General features: G+C 53.3%; 20 protein-coding genes. 13 read left to right on the top strand and 7 right to left on the bottom strand.

Annotated features, from left to right (window positions below; all coding sequences use genetic code 11):
- Positions 1-101: 101 nt before the first annotated feature.
- Positions 102-1166 (bottom strand): L-ascorbate 6-phosphate lactonase, encoded by a 1065-nt coding sequence (ulaG, locus tag F3J29_RS14825; protein WP_166867180.1) that lies wholly within the window; start codon positions 1164-1166, stop codon positions 102-104.
- 358 nt (positions 1167-1524) lie between these two features.
- Between ulaG and ulaA the strand changes: the two genes are divergently transcribed.
- The 6 genes from ulaA to F3J29_RS14795 are packed head-to-tail and all read left to right on the top strand — an operon-like array spanning position 1525 to position 5932.
- Positions 1525-2925, top strand: coding sequence for a PTS ascorbate transporter subunit IIC (gene ulaA / locus F3J29_RS14820; RefSeq protein ID WP_008460399.1), 1401 nt, complete (start codon positions 1525-1527; stop codon positions 2923-2925).
- 12 nt (positions 2926-2937) lie between these two features.
- Positions 2938-3252 carry a PTS ascorbate transporter subunit IIB gene (gene ulaB / locus F3J29_RS14815; protein ID WP_166867178.1) on the top strand — a complete coding sequence of 105 codons (315 nt, stop codon included), beginning with the start codon at positions 2938-2940 and terminating at the stop codon, positions 3250-3252.
- On the top strand, positions 3252-3719 hold the full coding sequence (gene ulaC / locus F3J29_RS14810) for a PTS ascorbate transporter subunit IIA (protein WP_166867176.1): 468 nt from the start codon (positions 3252-3254) through the stop codon (positions 3717-3719). The genes ulaB and ulaC overlap by 1 nt, the downstream gene beginning before the upstream one ends.
- Positions 3720-3731: 12 nt before the next feature.
- A complete protein-coding gene (locus F3J29_RS14805) occupies positions 3732-4382 on the top strand; it encodes a 3-keto-L-gulonate-6-phosphate decarboxylase UlaD (RefSeq protein ID WP_166867174.1) in 651 nt (216 codons plus the stop codon).
- A 9-nt stretch (positions 4383-4391) separates the two neighbouring features.
- Positions 4392-5246, top strand: coding sequence for an L-ribulose-5-phosphate 3-epimerase (locus F3J29_RS14800; RefSeq protein WP_166867172.1), 855 nt, complete (start codon positions 4392-4394; stop codon positions 5244-5246).
- Positions 5246-5932, top strand: a complete 687-nt coding sequence (locus tag F3J29_RS14795; protein WP_166867170.1) for an L-ribulose-5-phosphate 4-epimerase — start codon at positions 5246-5248, stop codon at positions 5930-5932. The genes F3J29_RS14800 and F3J29_RS14795 overlap by 1 nt, the downstream gene beginning before the upstream one ends.
- A 140-nt stretch (positions 5933-6072) precedes the next feature.
- Here the strand turns inward: F3J29_RS14795 and yjfY are convergent, their stop codons facing one another.
- Positions 6073-6348 carry a DUF1471 family protein YjfY gene (gene yjfY / locus F3J29_RS14790; protein ID WP_008460405.1) on the bottom strand — a complete coding sequence of 92 codons (276 nt, stop codon included), beginning with the start codon at positions 6346-6348 and terminating at the stop codon, positions 6073-6075.
- A 347-nt stretch (positions 6349-6695) separates the two neighbouring features.
- Between yjfY and rpsF the strand changes: the two genes are divergently transcribed.
- From rpsF to rplI, 4 genes are read left to right on the top strand one after another with little or no spacing between them, the layout of a single operon-like run.
- A complete protein-coding gene (gene rpsF, locus F3J29_RS14785) occupies positions 6696-7091 on the top strand; it encodes a 30S ribosomal protein S6 (protein ID WP_008460407.1) in 396 nt (131 codons plus the stop codon).
- A gap of 8 nt (positions 7092-7099) precedes the next feature.
- Positions 7100-7414: a primosomal replication protein N gene (priB, locus tag F3J29_RS14780; RefSeq protein WP_008460409.1), complete on the top strand. Its 315-nt coding sequence runs from the start codon at positions 7100-7102 to the stop codon at positions 7412-7414.
- Between the two features lie 4 nt (positions 7415-7418).
- A complete protein-coding gene (gene rpsR, locus F3J29_RS14775; protein WP_000135199.1) occupies positions 7419-7646 on the top strand; it encodes a 30S ribosomal protein S18 in 228 nt (75 codons plus the stop codon).
- A 41-nt stretch (positions 7647-7687) separates the two neighbouring features.
- On the top strand, positions 7688-8137 hold the full coding sequence (gene rplI / locus F3J29_RS14770; protein WP_008460412.1) for a 50S ribosomal protein L9: 450 nt from the start codon (positions 7688-7690) through the stop codon (positions 8135-8137).
- Between the two features lie 68 nt (positions 8138-8205).
- Here rplI and F3J29_RS14765 read toward each other — a convergent pair whose 3' ends face one another.
- Positions 8206-8799: an OapA family protein gene (locus tag F3J29_RS14765; RefSeq protein WP_166867168.1), complete on the bottom strand. Its 594-nt coding sequence runs from the start codon at positions 8797-8799 to the stop codon at positions 8206-8208.
- 271 nt (positions 8800-9070) lie between these two features.
- On the opposite strand from F3J29_RS14765, the gene bamJ reads away from it, so the two are divergent.
- Both bamJ and cycA read left to right on the top strand, forming a co-directional pair.
- Positions 9071-9691, top strand: coding sequence for a BamJ family beta-barrel-assembly machinery protein (bamJ, locus tag F3J29_RS14760; RefSeq protein ID WP_008460415.1), 621 nt, complete (start codon positions 9071-9073; stop codon positions 9689-9691).
- A 278-nt stretch (positions 9692-9969) separates the two neighbouring features.
- Positions 9970-11382 carry a D-serine/D-alanine/glycine transporter gene (gene cycA, locus F3J29_RS14755; protein WP_166867167.1) on the top strand — a complete coding sequence of 471 codons (1413 nt, stop codon included), beginning with the start codon at positions 9970-9972 and terminating at the stop codon, positions 11380-11382.
- 69 nt (positions 11383-11451) lie between these two features.
- Here the strand turns inward: cycA and ytfE are convergent, their stop codons facing one another.
- Positions 11452-12117, bottom strand: a complete 666-nt coding sequence (gene ytfE, locus F3J29_RS14750; protein ID WP_166867165.1) for an iron-sulfur cluster repair protein YtfE — start codon at positions 12115-12117, stop codon at positions 11452-11454.
- Positions 12118-12362: 245 nt separating this feature from the next.
- Between ytfE and F3J29_RS14745 the strand changes: the two genes are divergently transcribed.
- A complete protein-coding gene (locus F3J29_RS14745) occupies positions 12363-14018 on the top strand; it encodes a methyl-accepting chemotaxis protein (protein WP_166867163.1) in 1656 nt (551 codons plus the stop codon).
- 67 nt (positions 14019-14085) lie between these two features.
- On the opposite strand, the gene F3J29_RS14740 is transcribed toward F3J29_RS14745, so the two are convergent.
- The 3 genes from F3J29_RS14740 to F3J29_RS14730 all read right to left on the bottom strand — a co-directional run bounded on the left by F3J29_RS14740 (position 14086) and on the right by F3J29_RS14730 (position 16873).
- Positions 14086-15045 carry a DMT family transporter gene (locus tag F3J29_RS14740; protein WP_166867161.1) on the bottom strand — a complete coding sequence of 320 codons (960 nt, stop codon included), beginning with the start codon at positions 15043-15045 and terminating at the stop codon, positions 14086-14088.
- A 79-nt stretch (positions 15046-15124) separates the two neighbouring features.
- Positions 15125-15946: an AraC family transcriptional regulator gene (locus F3J29_RS14735; RefSeq protein ID WP_166867159.1), complete on the bottom strand. Its 822-nt coding sequence runs from the start codon at positions 15944-15946 to the stop codon at positions 15125-15127.
- A gap of 78 nt (positions 15947-16024) precedes the next feature.
- Positions 16025-16873 (bottom strand): SDR family oxidoreductase, encoded by an 849-nt coding sequence (locus tag F3J29_RS14730; RefSeq protein ID WP_166867157.1) that lies wholly within the window; start codon positions 16871-16873, stop codon positions 16025-16027.
- Positions 16874-16942 lie beyond the last annotated feature (69 nt).

Raw genomic sequence — 16942 nt, 5'->3', positions numbered from 1 at the left:
AGTGATAAGCAAAGATAATATTTAAAATCAGATGAAAATACTAATGTGGACGGAAAGAATTTCCGACGAGCGGCTTGTATTGACCGCCCGCCGGAGACATCTTACAGGAAGGACTTAAAGGGCAGATCGGGTTCCAGGGTGAAGCAGTCATCGAACCCGCGTGGATAGTGGTATTCGTAGTTGTCTTTGTCCAACGGCCAGGTGAATTTCCCTCCAACCTGCCAAATGAAGGGCTTAAAGTGATATTTCAGCCGATCTTTCTTCATTTCCCATAGCACGCGGATTTCCTGTGGGTCGGCCTGGAAATTTGACCAGATATCGTGATGGAACGGGATGACCACGTTGGCATTCAGTGATTCGGCCATACGCAGGATATCCGCGCTGGTCATTTTGTCGGTAATACCGCGTGGGTTCTCGCCATAGGAGCCCAGAGCCACGTCGATTTGGTGCTCGTTACCGTGTTTTGCGTAGTAGTTGGAGTAGTGAGAATCACCGCTGTGGTACAGCGTGCCACCCGGCGTTTTGAATAAGTAGTTCACTGCGCGCTGGTCCATCCCGTCCGGCAGCACCCCCGCAGCTTTTTGATCGACCGGTAACGTGATCAGCGCGGTACGGTCAAACGCATCGAGCGCATGGATTTCAATATCTTTTATTTTTATAACGTCGCCAGGTTTTACCACGATGCAGCGTTCTTTCGGTACACCCCAGCCAATCCACAGATTAACGCAGGTTTGCGGGCCGATAAACGGTACGTCATCAGCACAGTTCTGCATGACTGCGGCGGCAACGTTCACATCAATGTGATCATTATGATCGTGCGTGGACAGTACGGCATCGATCTGGCGAATGGCGAATGGATCCAGAACAAACGGTGTAGTACGTAGGTTGGGTTGGAGTTTCTTCACGCCGGCCATGCGTTGCATCTGATGGCCTGTTTTCATCAGCGGGTTGCCGTGACTTTGCTTACCTGTTCCGCACCAGAAATCGGTGCAAATATTGGCCCCGCCTTCTGATTTCAGCCAGATGCCTGTACAGCCCAGCCACCACATGGCAAAGGTGCCCGGCGCAACCTGCTCTTGTTCAATTTCTTCATTCAGCCAGCTACCCCATTCCGGAAAGGTACTCAGAACCCATGATTCACGGGTGATCGTGTTCACTTTATTCATCGTTTTCACTCCTTTTTAATTCAAAATAAATCACAATGTGAGTTCATTTGATTTAAATTGGCACTATTTGATTCGGTTTGCAATAACCTGATAGTGATATTTCGACTTGAAAACGGCAGGGGAAATCTATCTTTATGTTGGTTTGATATCATGGGTTTGTAATTATGGCATTGAATTTAATAGTTTATTTTCTTGGTTCTGGACAGCAGTGATAATCCATTTTCATCCTATGGAAATAATTTGCGTGATACATCACAAATAATCAAATTTGATCTTTTTATGATTATTTGTGATTGCTAGAGTGATGGCACCCACCACGAAGGGATTGCCCCTCGCGTTCTTATTTCTGGAGAGAGTTATGGAGATCCTCTACAACGTCTTTACCGTGTTCTTTAATCAGGTCATGACTAACGCCCCGCTGTTGTTGGGTATCGTGACGTGTCTGGGCTACATCCTTCTACGCAAAAGCGTCAGCGTCATCATTAAAGGCACCATCAAAACCATTATTGGTTTCATGTTGCTGCAGGCGGGTTCCGGCATTCTGACGAGCACTTTTAAGCCCGTGGTGGCAAAAATGTCGGAAGTGTATGGTATCAACGGCGCGATCTCTGACACCTATGCGTCAATGATGGCAACTATTGAGCGTATGGGTGATGCCTATAGTTGGGTGGGATATGCCGTACTACTCGCGCTGGCGCTGAACATCATTTACGTTCTGCTGCGTCGGATAACAGGCATTCGCACCATCATGTTGACCGGCCACATCATGTTCCAGCAGGCGGGGTTGATTGCCGTTGCTTTCTACATCTTCGGCTACCCAATGTTGACGACGATTATCTGCACTGCAGTGCTGGTGTCGCTCTACTGGGGCATTACCGCCAATATGATGTTTAAGCCGACGCAGGAAGTGACTGACGGCTGCGGTTTCTCCATTGGCCATCAACAGCAGTTTGCCTCCTGGGTTGCTTATAAAGTCGCGCCGTATCTGGGTAAAAAAGAGGAGAGCGTTGAAGACCTCAAGCTACCGGGCTGGCTGAATATTTTCCATGACAACATCGTCTCTACGGCGATTGTGATGACCCTCTTCTTCGGTGCCATTTTGCTCTCCTTTGGTATCGACGTTGTCCAGGCGATGGCGGGCAGCACCCACTGGACGGTCTATATCCTGCAAACCGGTTTCTCGTTCGCCGTGGCTATTTTCATCATCACTCAGGGCGTGCGTATGTTCGTCGCCGAGCTGTCCGAAGCGTTCAACGGTATTTCTCAGCGTTTGATTCCTGGCGCAGTGCTGGCAATTGATTGTGCCGCTATCTATAGCTTTGCGCCAAACGCCGTAGTTTGGGGCTTTTTGTGGGGCACCATCGGCCAGTTGATCGCCGTCGGTATTCTGGTGGGCCTCGGTTCTTCCATTCTGATTATTCCGGGTTTTATCCCGATGTTCTTCTCGAACGCCACCATCGGCGTCTTTGCTAATCACTTTGGCGGTTGGCGTGCTGCGCTGAAGATTTGTCTGGTGATGGGGATGATTGAAATCTTTGGCTGTGTCTGGGCGGTAAAACTCACCGGCATGAGCGCCTGGATGGGGATGGCCGACTGGTCAATTCTGGCACCACCAATGATGCAGGGCTTCGCCTCTGTCGGACTGGTCTTTATGGCCGTCATCATTCTGATTGCTCTGGCCTATATGTTCTTCGCTGGCCGTTGTTTGCGAGCGGAAGAAGATGCGGAAAAACAAACAGCAGAAGTTTCTGCTCGCTAAGGAGTCTCGATTATGACCGTACGTATTCTGGCTGTGTGTGGCAATGGGCAAGGGAGTTCCATGATCATGAAGATGAAAGTGGACCAGTTTTTAACTCAGTCAAATATTGACCATACGGTAAACAGTTGCGCGGTGGGGGAATACAAAAGTGAACTCAGCGGCGCGGACATCATCATCGCATCCACGCATATCGCGGGAGAAATCACCGTAACAGGCAATAAATATGTTGTGGGGGTGCGCAATATGCTCTCGCCTGCTGATTTTGGACCAAAGCTGCTGGAGGTGATCAATGCGCATTTTCCACAGGATGTGAAGGAGGGCAGCTAATGCAACTACGTGATTCGCTGGCAGACAATAACACCATCCTTTTACAGGCTGAGGCCCGTACCTGGCAGGAAGCGGTAAAGCTGGGAGTTGATCTGTTGGTTAAGGCTGACATTGTTGAGCCGCGTTATTACCAGGCCATTCTTGATGGTGTTGCGCAGCATGGTCCTTACTTTGTGATTGCACCAGGGCTGGCGATGCCACATGGCCGCCCGGAAGAGGGGGTCAAGAAAACCGGCTTCGCGCTGGTGACGCTAAAAACGCCTCTGGTGTTCAACCATGAAGATAACGACCCGGTCGATATTCTTATCACCATGGCGGCCATTGACGCCAGCACCCATCAGGAAGTGGGCATCATGCAGATCGTCAATCTGTTTGAAAATGAGGCTAATTTTGACCGTTTACGTGCCTGCCGCACCACGCAGGAAGTTCTCGATTTAATTGATAATGCCACTGCGGCGGCTGTTTAAAAGGAGCATCAAATGTCATTACCAATGTTGCAGGTTGCGCTGGATAATCAATCAATGTCTTCCGCATATGAAACAACCCGCCTGATTGCCGATGAAGTGGACATCATTGAAGTTGGTACCATTCTTTGTGTGGCTGAAGGTGTACGTGCCGTTCGCGATCTGAAGTCGCTCTATCCGCAAAAAATTGTGCTGGCTGATGCCAAAATTGCCGATGCCGGTAAAATTCTTTCCCGCATGTGTTTTGAAGCGAATGCCGACTGGGTAACCGTTATTTGCTGTGCGGATCTTAACACCGCCAAGGGCGCACTGGATGTGGCGAAAGAGTTTGACGGTGACATACAGATTGAACTGACAGGCTACTGGACGTGGTCGCAGGCACAGGCGTGGCGTGATGCGGGCATCGCGCAGGTGGTTTATCACCGTAGCCGTGATGCACAGGCGGCTGGTGTGGCGTGGGGCGAAGCAGATATCAATGCCATTAAACGTCTGTCTGATATGGGCTTTAAGGTCACCGTAACCGGCGGCCTGACGGTGGAAGATTTGCCGCTTTTCCAGGGGATTCCGATTCACGTCTTTATTGCCGGTCGCAGCATTCGCGATGCGGCTGCACCTGCGGAAGCGGCACGGCAGTTTAAACGTTCTATTGCCCAGCTGTGGGGCTAAGGAGCGGCTATGCTGTCGAAACATATTCCGCTTGGCATCTATGAAAAAGCACTTCCCACCGGGGAGTGCTGGCTGGAACGCCTGCGGCTGGCGAAAACACTCCTTTTTGACTTCGTCGAGATGTCGGTTGATGAAACCGATGCCCGATTGGCTCGCCTGGACTGGTGCAAAGAACAGCGCCTCGCTTTGGTCAACGCAATTGCCGAAACCGGTGTGCGTGTCCCTTCTATGTGCCTCAGTGCTCATCGACGTTTTCCGCTCGGTAGCGAAGACGATGCGGTACGGAACCACGGCCTGGAGATCATGCGCAAGGCGATTCAACTGGCACAGGATGTGGGCATTCGAGTTATCCAACTGGCGGGTTACGACGTTTATTATCAGGAGGCCAATGACGAGACGCGCCGTCGTTTTCGCGAGAGCCTTAAAGAGTGCGTTGAAATGGCAAGCCGCGCGCAGGTGATGCTGGCGATGGAAATCATGGATTACCCGCTGATGAATTCAGTCAGTAAGGCATTGGGCTATGTCCATTACCTGAATAATCCGTGGTTCCAGCTCTATCCTGATATTGGCAACTTGTCTGCGTGGGATAACGATGTGCAGATGGAGCTACAGGCCGGGATGGGGCATATCGTCGCAGTGCATGTGAAAGATGCAAGGCCAGGTGTGTTTAAAAGCGTGCCGTTTGGTGAAGGGGTGGTTGATTTCGAAGGTTGTTTTGAGACTCTTCAAGAGAGTGGCTATTGTGGCCCCTACCTGATTGAAATGTGGAGTGAAACGGCCGATGACCCGGCAGCAGAAGTGGCGCGCGCGCGCGATTGGGTGAGAGCGCGGATGATGCGGGCTGGACTGGTGGAGACATCATAATGCAAAAGCTCAAACAGCAGGTTTTTGACGCTAACATGGATTTACCGCGCTATGGTCTGGTGACCTTCACCTGGGGCAACGTGAGTGCCATTGACCGCGAGCGTGGGCTGGTGGTCATTAAACCCAGCGGCATAGCCTACGAGATCATGAGTGTGGACGATATGGTGGTGGTGGATCTGGAGGGCAATGTGGTGGAAGGTAAGTTCCGTCCTTCTTCCGATACGGCTACGCATCTGGCGTTGTATCGCCACTATCCACGTCTTGGCGGCGTGGTGCATACCCATTCGACGCATGCTACGGCCTGGGCGCAGGCCGGTCTTGCCATTCCTGCGCTGGGCACGACTCATGCGGACTACTTCTTTGGCGACATCCCGTGTACCAGAGCGTTAAGCGCCAGTGAAGTTGAAGAGGATTACGAGCTGAACACCGGGCGGGTGATCATTGAAACGCTGGGTGCAATGGAGCCACTGCATACGCCCGGAATTGTGGTGTTTCAACACGGGCCTTTTGCCTGGGGCAAAGATGCTCATGATGCGGTGCATAACGCGGTCGTTATGGAAGAAGTCGCCAGAATGGCGTGGATTTCTCGCGGCATTAACCCCTTCCTTGGCCGCATGGATGATTACCTGATAAACAAGCATTTCATGCGTAAGCATGGTCCGAATGCCTATTACGGGCAAAAGTGAACGCGTGTGTTGGATGTTAAAGCCGCTGTCACCAGCGGTATTGGGGCGTTATCCAAAAAAAAGCCCCCGCAAGCGGGGGCAAGTCAAACATGGATTTTTAGGTCGTGGTGTCTTCTCTGGTGTTTACGCGTACTCTCAAGCTACCGGTAGATGTCAGCGCTGACGTGCATATTGCCGTTGCTGCCCGGTTCTCTCATGATTATCGTGTGATAAAACTTCGCGTTGTGCTGGTCAGCATCCTGTTGAATGGCCGATTCCGCTTCAGAAACGGTGGCGAAGTTATGATTGATGTAAATAACGCCCAGGCTCTGAACGTCGTCCATATTTCTGGCCTGGCGGGCGTCGATTTTTATAGCTGCAGCCGCATTTGCGCTAAAGAGCAGTACAGCGGCAAGGGCAATAACGATATTTTTCATGATGCGCTCCACTACAACAAACCTGAAATCCGTGGTCGTCGCTCCTGTTAATGGCTGTGGCGGCCTGTTATCAATAAGTGTAATTCCTGATGGCTGAATAAAAAGTGACCATTTCTGATGGTCTCTTTCAAAATATTTTGACGATCTGCGGCTTTGTTTTGAAATTCACAGGCTTAGCCATTCCCCCTGTCATAAAGAGAATTTATTTGCCTACGGCCTTGAGTTTAGCGGCCTGGGTAAGTATGATTACGCGTCAATTTTTCAGCCGCAATTCAAACACGTTCCTTGCTTCCATGGGCCGCGGCTGACCCTGACAGGAGGCTGAATAATCCGTAAGGAGCAATTCGATGCGTCATTACGAAATCGTTTTTATGGTCCATCCTGACCAGAGCGAACAGGTTCCGGGCATGATCGAACGTTACACTGGTGCAATCACTGCAGCAGCAGGTACGATCCACCGTCTGGAAGACTGGGGCCGCCGTCAGCTGGCTTACCCGATCAACAAACTGCACAAAGCTCACTACGTTCTGCTGAACGTTGAAGCTCCGCAGGAAGCGATCGATGAGCTGGAAACTAACTTCCGCTTCAACGACGCCGTTATCCGCAGCATGGTTATGCGCGTTAAGCACGCGGTTACCGAAGCATCTCCAATGGTTAAAGCGAAAGACGAGCGCCGTGAGCGTCGCGATGATTTCGCTAACGAAACCGCTGATGATGCAGATGCTGGGGATTCTGAAGAGTAATTCTGATGATGGCCAACCGCCTGGCGTTGTCTGGCACAGTGTGCAAGACGCCCCTTCGCAAGGTCAGCCCCTCAGGAATTCCTCACTGCCAGTTCGTGCTTGAGCACCGTTCTGTGCAAGAGGAAGCCGGTCTTAACCGGCAGGCGTGGTGCCGAATGCCAGTGATTGTTAGCGGGCACGCGAACCAGGCCATTACTCACAGTATAACGGTCGGTACGCAAATCACGGTTCATGGGTTCATTACTTGTCATCAGATGAAAAATGGCCTGAACAAAGTGGTCTTGCATGCCGAGCAGATTGAATTGATAGATTCTGGAGACTAGCCATATGGCACGTTATTTCCGTCGTCGCAAGTTCTGCCGTTTCACCGCGGAAGGCGTTCAAGAGATCGACTATAAAGATATCGCTACGCTGAAAAACTACATCACCGAAAGCGGTAAGATTGTCCCAAGCCGTATCACCGGTACCCGTGCAAAATACCAGCGTCAGCTGGCTCGCGCTATCAAACGCGCTCGCTACCTGTCTCTGCTGCCGTACACTGATCGTCATCAGTAATCGGTCACGGTCCATTAATACGACTTTGAGAGGATAAGGTAATGCAAGTTATTCTGCTTGATAAAGTAGCAAACCTGGGTAGCCTGGGTGATCAGGTTAACGTTAAAGCGGGCTACGCTCGTAACTTCCTGGTACCACAGGGTAAAGCTGTTCCTGCTACCAAGAAAAACGTTGAGTTCTTCGAAGCACGCCGTGCAGAACTGGAAGCTAAACTGGCTGACGTTCTGGCTGCTGCTGCAGCTCGCGCTGAGAAAATCAACGCACTGGAAACCGTAACCATCGCGTCCAAAGCTGGCGACGAAGGTAAACTGTTCGGTTCCATCGGTACTCGCGACATCGCTGACGCTGTAACTGCAGCTGGCGTTGCTGTTGCTAAGAGCGAAGTTCGCCTGCCGAACGGCGTTCTGCGCACCACCGGTGAGCACGAAGTGGACTTCCAGGTTCACAGCGAAGTATTCGCTAAACTGACTGTAAACGTTGTAGCTGAATAAGTTTTTATTCACTGCTCGTAAAAACGCCAGCCTCGTGCTGGCGTTTTGCTTTTCTGCGGCCGCAATATTTACTGCGCGCGAATAAAGCTGCCGTTCGGCTGGCGGGTAAACAGCACCTGCTGATCGTTGCCGATATCAATGGTTAAGCCCGTTACCACGCCGTTGGCGTTTTGCCGAATCTGCACCATTTGCCCGGTTTGCAGGTTGCTCAGCGGCTTGCTGTCACCTTCTACCTGCGCCATGGCGTAAACGTCCGCTGGCGGTAAATTATGATCGCGGAACAGCTGGGCCATCGTCTGGCCGGCCGCTACGCGATAGGAGCGCCACTGCTGTTCAATATCATTGTTGTCGTGGGAAACGGGAGCCTGGGTTTGCTCCTCCACGCGTGGAGGCTCAACCGGCGTCGCAGGGACATTGCTATTGGTTGAAGGGGTCAGCTCTGCCTGCATCGGTGACTGCGATTGTACGGAGAGCTGCGCATCGCGTGAGACCGGGCGACTATCGTTATCTGCCCCTGGCAGGAGAAAGCCGAGAATCACGCACGCGAAGCCAAGAATAATGCCTCGGCGGTGCAGGGGAGGTAACGGATCCAACAGGCGGATATGCTCAGGTGCATGCCAAATCCGCGTAAGCCATGGTTTAACAGCGAATTGCATGGGCAACCCTCCTCAAAAGAATACTTTCCAGTATAGACTCGTCCTGCTTCAAGCTGCCGGTATTGGCTGCAACTCGAATTATTTAGCGTGTAAACGCTAACTGTTTGATGCCTGTGGCAATCCCGGTTTCCGTGACGGTGAACCGCAGTTTTGCGTCCGCTTAAGCTATTGTTCCCGTTTCGTTTGCATTTGTCACCTTTCCTCCATTGTCATTTACCCTGCGGATTGACGCTGTTATGCTTCGGGCTTGCTTTTAAACATCATGTAAGGAAAATCCATGACAACCCCTTCTTTTGACAGCGTCGAAGCGCAAGCAAGTTACGGTATTGGTTTACAGGTAGGCCAGCAGCTGAGTGAATCAGGCCTGCAAGGTTTACTGCCAGAAGCGCTGGTCGCAGGTCTTCGTGACGCGCTGGAAGGGAATGCCCCGGCAGTTCCTGTTGACGTTGTACACCGCGCTCTGCGTGAGGTTCATGAACGTGCGGACGAAGTACGTCGTGAGCGTCAGAAAGAGCTGGCGGTAGAAGGCCAAAAATACCTGGCTGAGAACGCAGAGAAAGAAGGCGTGAGCAGCACCGAATCTGGCCTGCAGTTCCGCGTTATCACTCAGGGCACTGGCCCAATCCCAGCCCGTAAAGATCACGTTCGCGTGCATTACACCGGTAAGCTGATCGACGGCACTGTTTTCGACAGCTCAGTCCAGCGTGGCGAGCCGGCAGAGTTCCCGGTAAGCGGCGTTATTGCTGGCTGGATCGAAGCGCTGACCCTGATGCCGGTAGGTTCCAAATGGGAACTGACTATTCCACACAACCTCGCCTACGGCGAGCGCGGTGCCGGTGCGTCTATCCCACCATTCAGCACCCTGGTGTTTGAAGTCGAGCTGCTGGAAATTCTGTAAAGCGCTCAGAACCCCGCCTGGTGCGGGGTTTTTAATCGACTAATAATAAATTAGCGTGATTTTATCTTGCATTAACCTGTTTTACGGGTATTTTTGTGAGCTATATCGCGCAGTGAATGCGATTTCACACTCAAATTAAACAAAAAATTAACATTGCCCTTGTGCTTATTATTTATCCCACCGATTCTTACCTCGTATCACACAAAACAACATCACGTAAAAACAGTTCACGGGCCAGTAGAGCCTGAAAAAACAGACAGGTACAGGAAAATACAAACATGGTAGATCAGGTCAAAGTCGCGGACGACGCTCAGGCGCCGACCGAGCAGTCGCTGCGGCGTAATTTAACAAACCGCCATATTCAGCTTATTGCCATTGGGGGGGCCATCGGCACCGGCTTGTTTATGGGGTCAGGGAAAACCATCAGCCTTGCGGGGCCGTCCATCATCTTCGTCTACATGATCATCGGCTTTATGCTGTTCTTCGTGATGCGTGCGATGGGCGAGCTGCTGCTATCGAATCTGGAATATAAATCGTTCAGCGATTTTGCCGCAGATTTGCTGGGGCCGTGGGCGGGATATTTCACCGGTTGGACATACTGGTTCTGCTGGGTGGTGACCGGGATGGCGGACGTCGTGGCGATAACCGCCTACGCCCAGTTCTGGTTCCCCGGGCTTTCCGACTGGGTCGCCTCGCTGGCCGTTGTGCTGGTGCTGCTGAGCCTGAACCTGGCCACCGTGAAAATGTTCGGTGAGATGGAGTTCTGGTTCGCGATGATCAAAATCGTCGCCATCGTCGCGCTGATCGTCATCGGGCTGGTGATGGTGTTAACCAGCTTCCATTCTCCGTCCGGCGTTGAAGCCTCCTTCAACAACCTCTGGAACGACGGCGGCTGGTTCCCGAAAGGCATCAGCGGCTTCTTTGCCGGGTTCCAGATAGCGGTCTTTGCTTTCGTAGGTATTGAGCTGGTGGGCACCACGGCCGCGGAAACCAAAGATCCTGAAAAATCACTGCCGCGGGCGATTAACTCGATCCCTGTGCGCATCATTATGTTCTACGTCTTCTCGCTGATCATCATCATGTCGGTGACGCCGTGGAGCTCCGTGGTGCCGAACAAGAGCCCGTTCGTTGAGCTCTTCATGCTGGTCGGCCTGCCGGCTGCGGCGAGTATCATCAACTTTGTGGTGCTGACTTCTGCGGCTTCCTCCGCGAACAGCGGCGTGTTCTCTACCAGCCGTATGCTGTTCGGCCTAGCGCAGGACGGCGTGGCGCCTAAAGCATTCGCTAAGCTTTCCAAACGTGCGGTACCGGCGAAAGGGCTAACCTTCTCCTGTATCTGTCTGCTGGGCGGTGTGGTGATGCTTTACGTAAATCCGAACGTGATTGCGGCTTTTACTATGATCACCACGGTTTCTGCGATTCTGTTCATGTTCGTCTGGACCATCATTCTTTGTTCGTACCTGGTGTACCGCAAACAGCGTCCTCATCTGCACGAGAAGTCCATCTATAAGATGCCGCTGGGCAAGCTGATGTGCTGGGTGTGCATGGCGTTCTTCGTCTTTGTGATTGTCCTGCTGACGCTGGAAGATGATACCCGTCAGGCGCTGATCGTGACGCCGCTGTGGTTCATTGTGCTGGGGGCTGGCTGGCTGTTCGTGGGCAAAAAACGCCTGGCAAATATCGGCAAGTAGTCGGTTTTGGATAAGCGCTAAAAAAGCCCTCTCCTTTTCCGGGAGAGGGCTTTTTGTTAGGTGAAGTGCTTATTTTTCCCCGCTCAACGCGCGTGGAAACAGGACGTTATTCTCCAGACTGATGTGGTTCATCAAGTCTTCAATCAGTTCATTAATCCCGTTATACATCGCTTTCCACGTCGTGCAGGCTTCCGGCGGAGGCGTGACGTTATTGGTGGTGTGCTTAATCACTTCCAGCAGTTCGCCCGCATCAACATGCTCGCTTTCCATCACGCTAATCGGGCCGCCGGCCTGAGTGCCTATGCCTTGTTTAATCATCGGGAACAGGATTTGTTCCTCTTTCATCATGTGGCTGCTCAGTTCCTGATGCAGCATGGTGAGGTATTTCGCCAGCCCTTTCGGCACGTTGGGCTTATCGGCATGGACGCGCTCGACTTTGGTTGCCTGCAGAATCAGCTCCGGCAGCTGCTCACGGTGGCGGTCGTGGAAGCGCACAATAATGTGGTCGATGATTTCTGCCAGCGGCGCAGCGCGCCAGTCTTTCTCTATGGGTTGTTCAGCTAATGCGGCCAACTGAGCTTCAATCTTTTCGAGATCCAGCTCCTTGCGCGTTGCCGCCCGCAGCAGCGTCTGTTTCCCGCCGCAGCAAAAATCCAAATCCAGTTTACGAAACAGCGCGGAAGCGCGTGGAATAGTCAGCGCCAGTTCACCTAAAGGTTGATCGCGGTAGGCCATAGCTTGATTCCTCATCATGAAATATAAGATGTATTTTAAATGCATCTTTATGTGGGCACTATAACCCTTTCGGGGCAGCGATCATAGCGAGATGTGGATCACAAAAAATGTTTTCCACTTAACATACTGAATGATTACAAAAAATCCCCAAAAATGGTGGTTTATTGAGGGACGAAGCATAAATAACCAGGAGGTACTGCCGATAGTTAGACGTCGGACAATATCTGCATAAGAAAAGGCTATACATGTTTAAAAGAATGAAAGTTATCACCTTACTGGTTACCGTGTTGATTGTGCTGGGGCTCATGCAGCTGCTGTCAGCCACGGTTTTCATCAATGCCCTCAATAACGATAAGAACAACTTCACCGTCTCCCAACTCTCCAGCCAGAACGTGGCTGAATTTACCGATGCCTGGATCGGCCTCAACCAGGCTCGCGTCACGCTGAACCGCGGCATGCTGCGTATTCAGGGCAGCATGGCAAATCAGATCAACGGCGGGCAGCTCCAGGAGTTAGTCGCCACGGCTAATTCACTGCTGGCGGAAGCGCAAAGCCATTTCGAAAAGTACCAGGCATTACCCGATACCCCTGGGCTGCGGCCTCATCTGAGCGATGAGCTGGAAGCGCAATACCATAACTATGCTTCTACGCTTGCCAAAATGAACACCTTCCTGGCCGAAGGCAACCTCGAGCAAATGTTCAAGCAAAATGCGGAACAAAAGCAGGTGGCGATGCAGAAGGTCTACCGCGAATGGCGCGATGAACAGGCCGAGCTGTCCAGCCAGGGCGTGCGCGATAATCAGGCCGACTACCAGCGGATTTTATGGATCCTTAGCATCGTCATGCTTGGCGTCATCGGCGTGATTGTGGTGAGCTGGGTCGCGATGCGTCGCGTCCTGCTGATGCCGCTGCGTGAAGTGATGGATCATATTCGTGCCATTGCCGCAGGTGACCTGACCCGGCCTATTGAGGCCGAAGGCAAAAACGAAATGGCCCTGCTGGCGAATAGCGTGAAAGAGATGCAAACCGCCCTGGCAAATACCGTCAGCGTAGTGCGCGATGGGGCCGACACCATTTATACCGGCGCCGGTGAAATCTCTGCCGGCAGCAACGATCTCTCTTCCCGTACCGAACAGCAGGCGGCTTCGCTGGAAGAAACGGCGGCCAGCATGGAACAGCTGACGGCGACGGTGAAGCAAAACGCCGACAACGCACGGCAGGCTTCTCGTCTTGCTCTGGACGCTTCCACGACCGCGAAAAAAGGCGGCAACGTGGTGGAAGGCGTGGTGCGGACAATGGATGAAATTGCCACCAGCTCAAGCAAAATCGCCCAAATTACCAGCGTGATTGACGGCATTGCCTTCCAGACCAATATCCTGGCGCTTAACGCAGCGGTAGAAGCGGCAAGAGCGGGTGAGCAAGGTCGCGGGTTTGCCGTGGTAGCGGGTGAAGTGCGTACGCTTGCCCAGCGCAGCGCCCAGGCAGCAAAAGAGATTAAAGCGCTGATCGATGATTCCGGCGAGCGCGTTAACGCAGGCTCAGATCTGGTGAATGAAGCCGGTAAAACGATGGCGGAAATCGTCAGCGCCGTAACCCGGGTTACCGATATTATGGGTGAAATTGCGTCCGCGTCGGACGAGCAAAGCCGGGGGATCGACCAGGTTGGGCAGGCTGTGGCGGAGATGGACCGCGTAACCCAGCAGAATGCCTCGCTGGTCGAAGAGTCCGCGGCCGCAGCGGCTGCGCTTGAAGAGCAGGCCTCGCGCCTTAATGAAGCGGTAGCGGTGTTTAAAATCAGCCGTCGTGCGCCGAGTCTCGTAAAAGCTGCACATGTAAAAACGCCGCAATTAAAAACCAAACAGGTGATGCCGGTTTCGGATGCGAACTGGGAAACCTTCTAAAAAATCCCGGCGATATTTAGCCGGGATCTTCTTCTTAAGGCCGGGGTAAATCCCGGCTTTTTTATGCCTAGGAAACCTGAACCACCGTTGCTTTCTCCGGTTTGGATCGCACCGACAGCACTACGCCAATCGTAAGGCATAGGACCCCACAGAGCGTCAGCAGCGGCGGCCAGCTTTGCCGAATCATGAAGTTGTACGCCAGACCGGCTAAAATCTCAAAGACAATCAACGGGCCGACAATCACCGTCGGCAGACGCTGGCAGGCGATGTTCCAGCACAGATTTCCCAGCCACGAGCAAAGAATGGCGATCGCCAGCATCAATGTAATAAACACTTCGGGGCGCGGGCCGAAGGGCAGGGTAAAGCCAGCATTATGACTGCCCATCCAAATGCACACGGCGGTATAGCCGATAAGCGAGAAGGGCAGCGTGGAAAGCCCCTGAACCGTGGCCCACATCATCGGGTTCTTATCCGGGTTCTCCCGAAGCCAGCGGGCATTGCGCAGGGCATACCAGGCCCAGCAGGCCACCGAAACAAACGCCAGCAGAATACCGCTGATGTAGCGCCACCAGCTGAAATCGCCCTGCTCGCCGCGGATCTCGGCGGTATTCACCATAATTAATCCGGCGGCAATCACCACCAGCGCCGGGGCAAGGCGTCGCCACGGCAGCTTGCCGTCTCTTTTGCTGTATAGCAGGTTAGCAAAAATGGGGATCACCACCGGCAACGTGCCGATGATCATCGTCGCGATAGGCGCCCCGGTACGCTGAATGGCGCTCGCCAGGCAGACGTAATAAATCAGGTTTCCGACGCTCGAGAGCTTCAGGGCGGTAAACCAGTCCCGGCGGCTCAGCTCGCGCAGGCGCTTGCGCCCAAGCCAGGCAATGGGCATCGCAATCAGCCCAAGGGCGAGATAGCGCCCGGTCGACTGCAGGGCAGCCGGATAGTCCGGGACGATAATTGGCCCCACAAAAATTAATCCCCACATCAGCCCCGCCAGCAGGGCGTACATCACACCACTTAACATCTTTATTTCCTGCAACAACACAATTTAGCGCAGTGTAGGGGGATCGTGCTGAGGCGTATTGTACCAGGTTGCTGTCTTGTTAGCGGCTGACCTGCTTTTGGTAACGTACGGGAGTAATGCCATAGCGCTGGGCAAAGGCGCGGGTCAGGTGGGCCTGGTCCGTCAGGCCGCTGGCGGCAGCAACCTGGGCAGCAGGCATGCCGTGAGTGAGAAACTGTTTGGCGTGCCACAGGCGAATCGCCATTAGCATCTGGTGTGGGGTGACGTGGTAGCAGGCTTTGAACTGCCGCTGGAAATGGTAAGGGCTAAGGGACACCAGCCCCGCTAAATCTTCAAGGGTGATGGTGTGCATATAGTTATCGTAAAGGTATTCGCGAACGAGGGCGAAGCGGTTTGCCGCCTCGTGGATCCCAGGAAGATGGCGAGCATAGGGGCGAAACGCCTCGACGAGGTTCAGCAGCAGTCCCTGTTGAGTGAGCGTATCCTCGGCCTGCCAAAGGCCAGCGATAAACTGCGAAACCTGGCGGGCACGAACGGGATCGTGATTCACGGCGGCGTTAAACCACCAGCTTCTCTCCCCGGTCAGCGACTCCAGCAGGTTAGGATCCAGGTAAATCATGCGGTACTGCCAGCCGTCTTCGCTGGCGGCTTCGCCAGTATGCAGCTCTTCCGGGTTCATTAGCACCAGCGAGTCCGTGGGGGCAACCAGCTGTTCGCCCCGGTAACGAAAGCGCTCTGCGCCCCAGGTGATGGCCCCGATACCGAAGGCTTCGTGGGTGTGTGGCTCAAAGGCGTACTTCGCAATATGGGCGTGATAAAGCTCAACGCCCGGCAATTGCGGCAAATGCCGGAACTGGGCGCTGTCTTTCTCATCGCTGAACTGCTCGGGAACTCCCTGCACGCTTTCTCTCCACGCGGACTCTCCCGTTATTATAGAGATGTCCGCGTGCAGGGCTAGTTGTTAACCAGCTTTTAACAATTAAAGGGCGCTTTTCACGCTGTCGCGAAGCGATGTGGTTGGGCGACCGATCAGTTTGCTGAGCTGGTGGCTGTCGTCAAAAAGACCACCTTTTTCCGCTCCAGCATCGGAGTTTGCCAGCAGCGCGGCAAAGCCTTCCGGCAGGCCAGCTCCCTGAAGTGCAGCTTTAAAATCGGCCTCGTTCAGGTTTTGATAAACCACGGGTTTGCCGCTTTGCTGGCTCACTTCCGCCGCCAGTTCGGTCAGCGTCCAGCCGCGATCTCCCGCCAGCTCATAAACTTTGCCTGACTGGTTATCCAGCGTCAGCACTTTAGCAGCCGCTGCCGCGTAATCAGCCCGCGTTGCAGAGGCGATTTTGCCTTCCCCGGCGCTGCCGATAAACACGCCGTGCTGAATCGCAGGCGGCACGCTGGCCAGGTAGTTTTCGGTATACCAGCCGTTACGCAGCAGCACGAACGGAACGCCGGAGGCTTTGAGCTGTTGCTCCGTGACAATGTGCTCTTCGGCGAGGGCCAGCGGCGATTTGTCGGCATGCAGCAGGCTGGTATAGGCGATGAGTTTCACGCCTGCCTGTTTAGCTGCGGCAATAATATTGCTGTGCTGGACTGCACGCTGGCCAACCTCGCTGGAGGAAATCAGCAGCACTTTTTCCACGCCGGAGAATGCTTTTGCCAGCGCAGAGACATCGCCGTAATCCGCCTCGCGAACCTGCACGCCACGGCTGGCAAAATCGTCAACTTTGGCCGGGTTACGCACAACGGCCACGATCTCTTCGGCTTTCACCGTTTTCAATAAATCTTCAATAACAAGGCGGCCCAACTGGCCGGATGCGCCGGTAATCGCAATCATGATCAATCTCCTGAGTGATGTTTCGAGCAAGTTGTGCCACACTAGCACCCTAACTAACTTTTAGTAAGT

The sequence above is a fragment of the Enterobacter sp. Cy-643 genome (genome assembly GCF_011752815.1).
GTDB lineage: Bacteria > Pseudomonadota > Gammaproteobacteria > Enterobacterales > Enterobacteriaceae > Cedecea.
Note: the sequence above shows the minus strand (reverse complement) of the source record. Positions and strands in the feature narration are given on the sequence as shown.

Excerpts from the sequence above, each read along its gene's own strand:
- ulaG (WP_166867180.1), bottom strand. The coding sequence starts at position 1,166 with ATGAATAAAGTGAACACGATCACCCGTGAATCATGGGTTCTGAGTACC.
- ulaA (WP_008460399.1), top strand. The coding sequence starts at position 1,525 with ATGGAGATCCTCTACAACGTCTTTACCGTGTTCTTTAATCAGGTCATG.
- ulaB (WP_166867178.1), top strand. The coding sequence starts at position 2,938 with ATGACCGTACGTATTCTGGCTGTGTGTGGCAATGGGCAAGGGAGTTCC.
- ulaC (WP_166867176.1), top strand. The coding sequence starts at position 3,252 with ATGCAACTACGTGATTCGCTGGCAGACAATAACACCATCCTTTTACAG.
- F3J29_RS14805 (WP_166867174.1), top strand. The coding sequence starts at position 3,732 with ATGTCATTACCAATGTTGCAGGTTGCGCTGGATAATCAATCAATGTCT.
- F3J29_RS14800 (WP_166867172.1), top strand. The coding sequence starts at position 4,392 with ATGCTGTCGAAACATATTCCGCTTGGCATCTATGAAAAAGCACTTCCC.
- F3J29_RS14795 (WP_166867170.1), top strand. The coding sequence starts at position 5,246 with ATGCAAAAGCTCAAACAGCAGGTTTTTGACGCTAACATGGATTTACCG.
- yjfY (WP_008460405.1), bottom strand. The coding sequence starts at position 6,348 with ATGAAAAATATCGTTATTGCCCTTGCCGCTGTACTGCTCTTTAGCGCA.
- rpsF (WP_008460407.1), top strand. The coding sequence starts at position 6,696 with ATGCGTCATTACGAAATCGTTTTTATGGTCCATCCTGACCAGAGCGAA.
- priB (WP_008460409.1), top strand. The coding sequence starts at position 7,100 with ATGGCCAACCGCCTGGCGTTGTCTGGCACAGTGTGCAAGACGCCCCTT.
- rpsR (WP_000135199.1), top strand. The coding sequence starts at position 7,419 with ATGGCACGTTATTTCCGTCGTCGCAAGTTCTGCCGTTTCACCGCGGAA.
- rplI (WP_008460412.1), top strand. The coding sequence starts at position 7,688 with ATGCAAGTTATTCTGCTTGATAAAGTAGCAAACCTGGGTAGCCTGGGT.
- bamJ (WP_008460415.1), top strand. The coding sequence starts at position 9,071 with ATGACAACCCCTTCTTTTGACAGCGTCGAAGCGCAAGCAAGTTACGGT.
- cycA (WP_166867167.1), top strand. The coding sequence starts at position 9,970 with ATGGTAGATCAGGTCAAAGTCGCGGACGACGCTCAGGCGCCGACCGAG.
- ytfE (WP_166867165.1), bottom strand. The coding sequence starts at position 12,117 with ATGGCCTACCGCGATCAACCTTTAGGTGAACTGGCGCTGACTATTCCA.
- F3J29_RS14745 (WP_166867163.1), top strand. The coding sequence starts at position 12,363 with ATGTTTAAAAGAATGAAAGTTATCACCTTACTGGTTACCGTGTTGATT.
- F3J29_RS14740 (WP_166867161.1), bottom strand. The coding sequence starts at position 15,045 with ATGTTAAGTGGTGTGATGTACGCCCTGCTGGCGGGGCTGATGTGGGGA.
- F3J29_RS14730 (WP_166867157.1), bottom strand. The coding sequence starts at position 16,873 with ATGATTGCGATTACCGGCGCATCCGGCCAGTTGGGCCGCCTTGTTATT.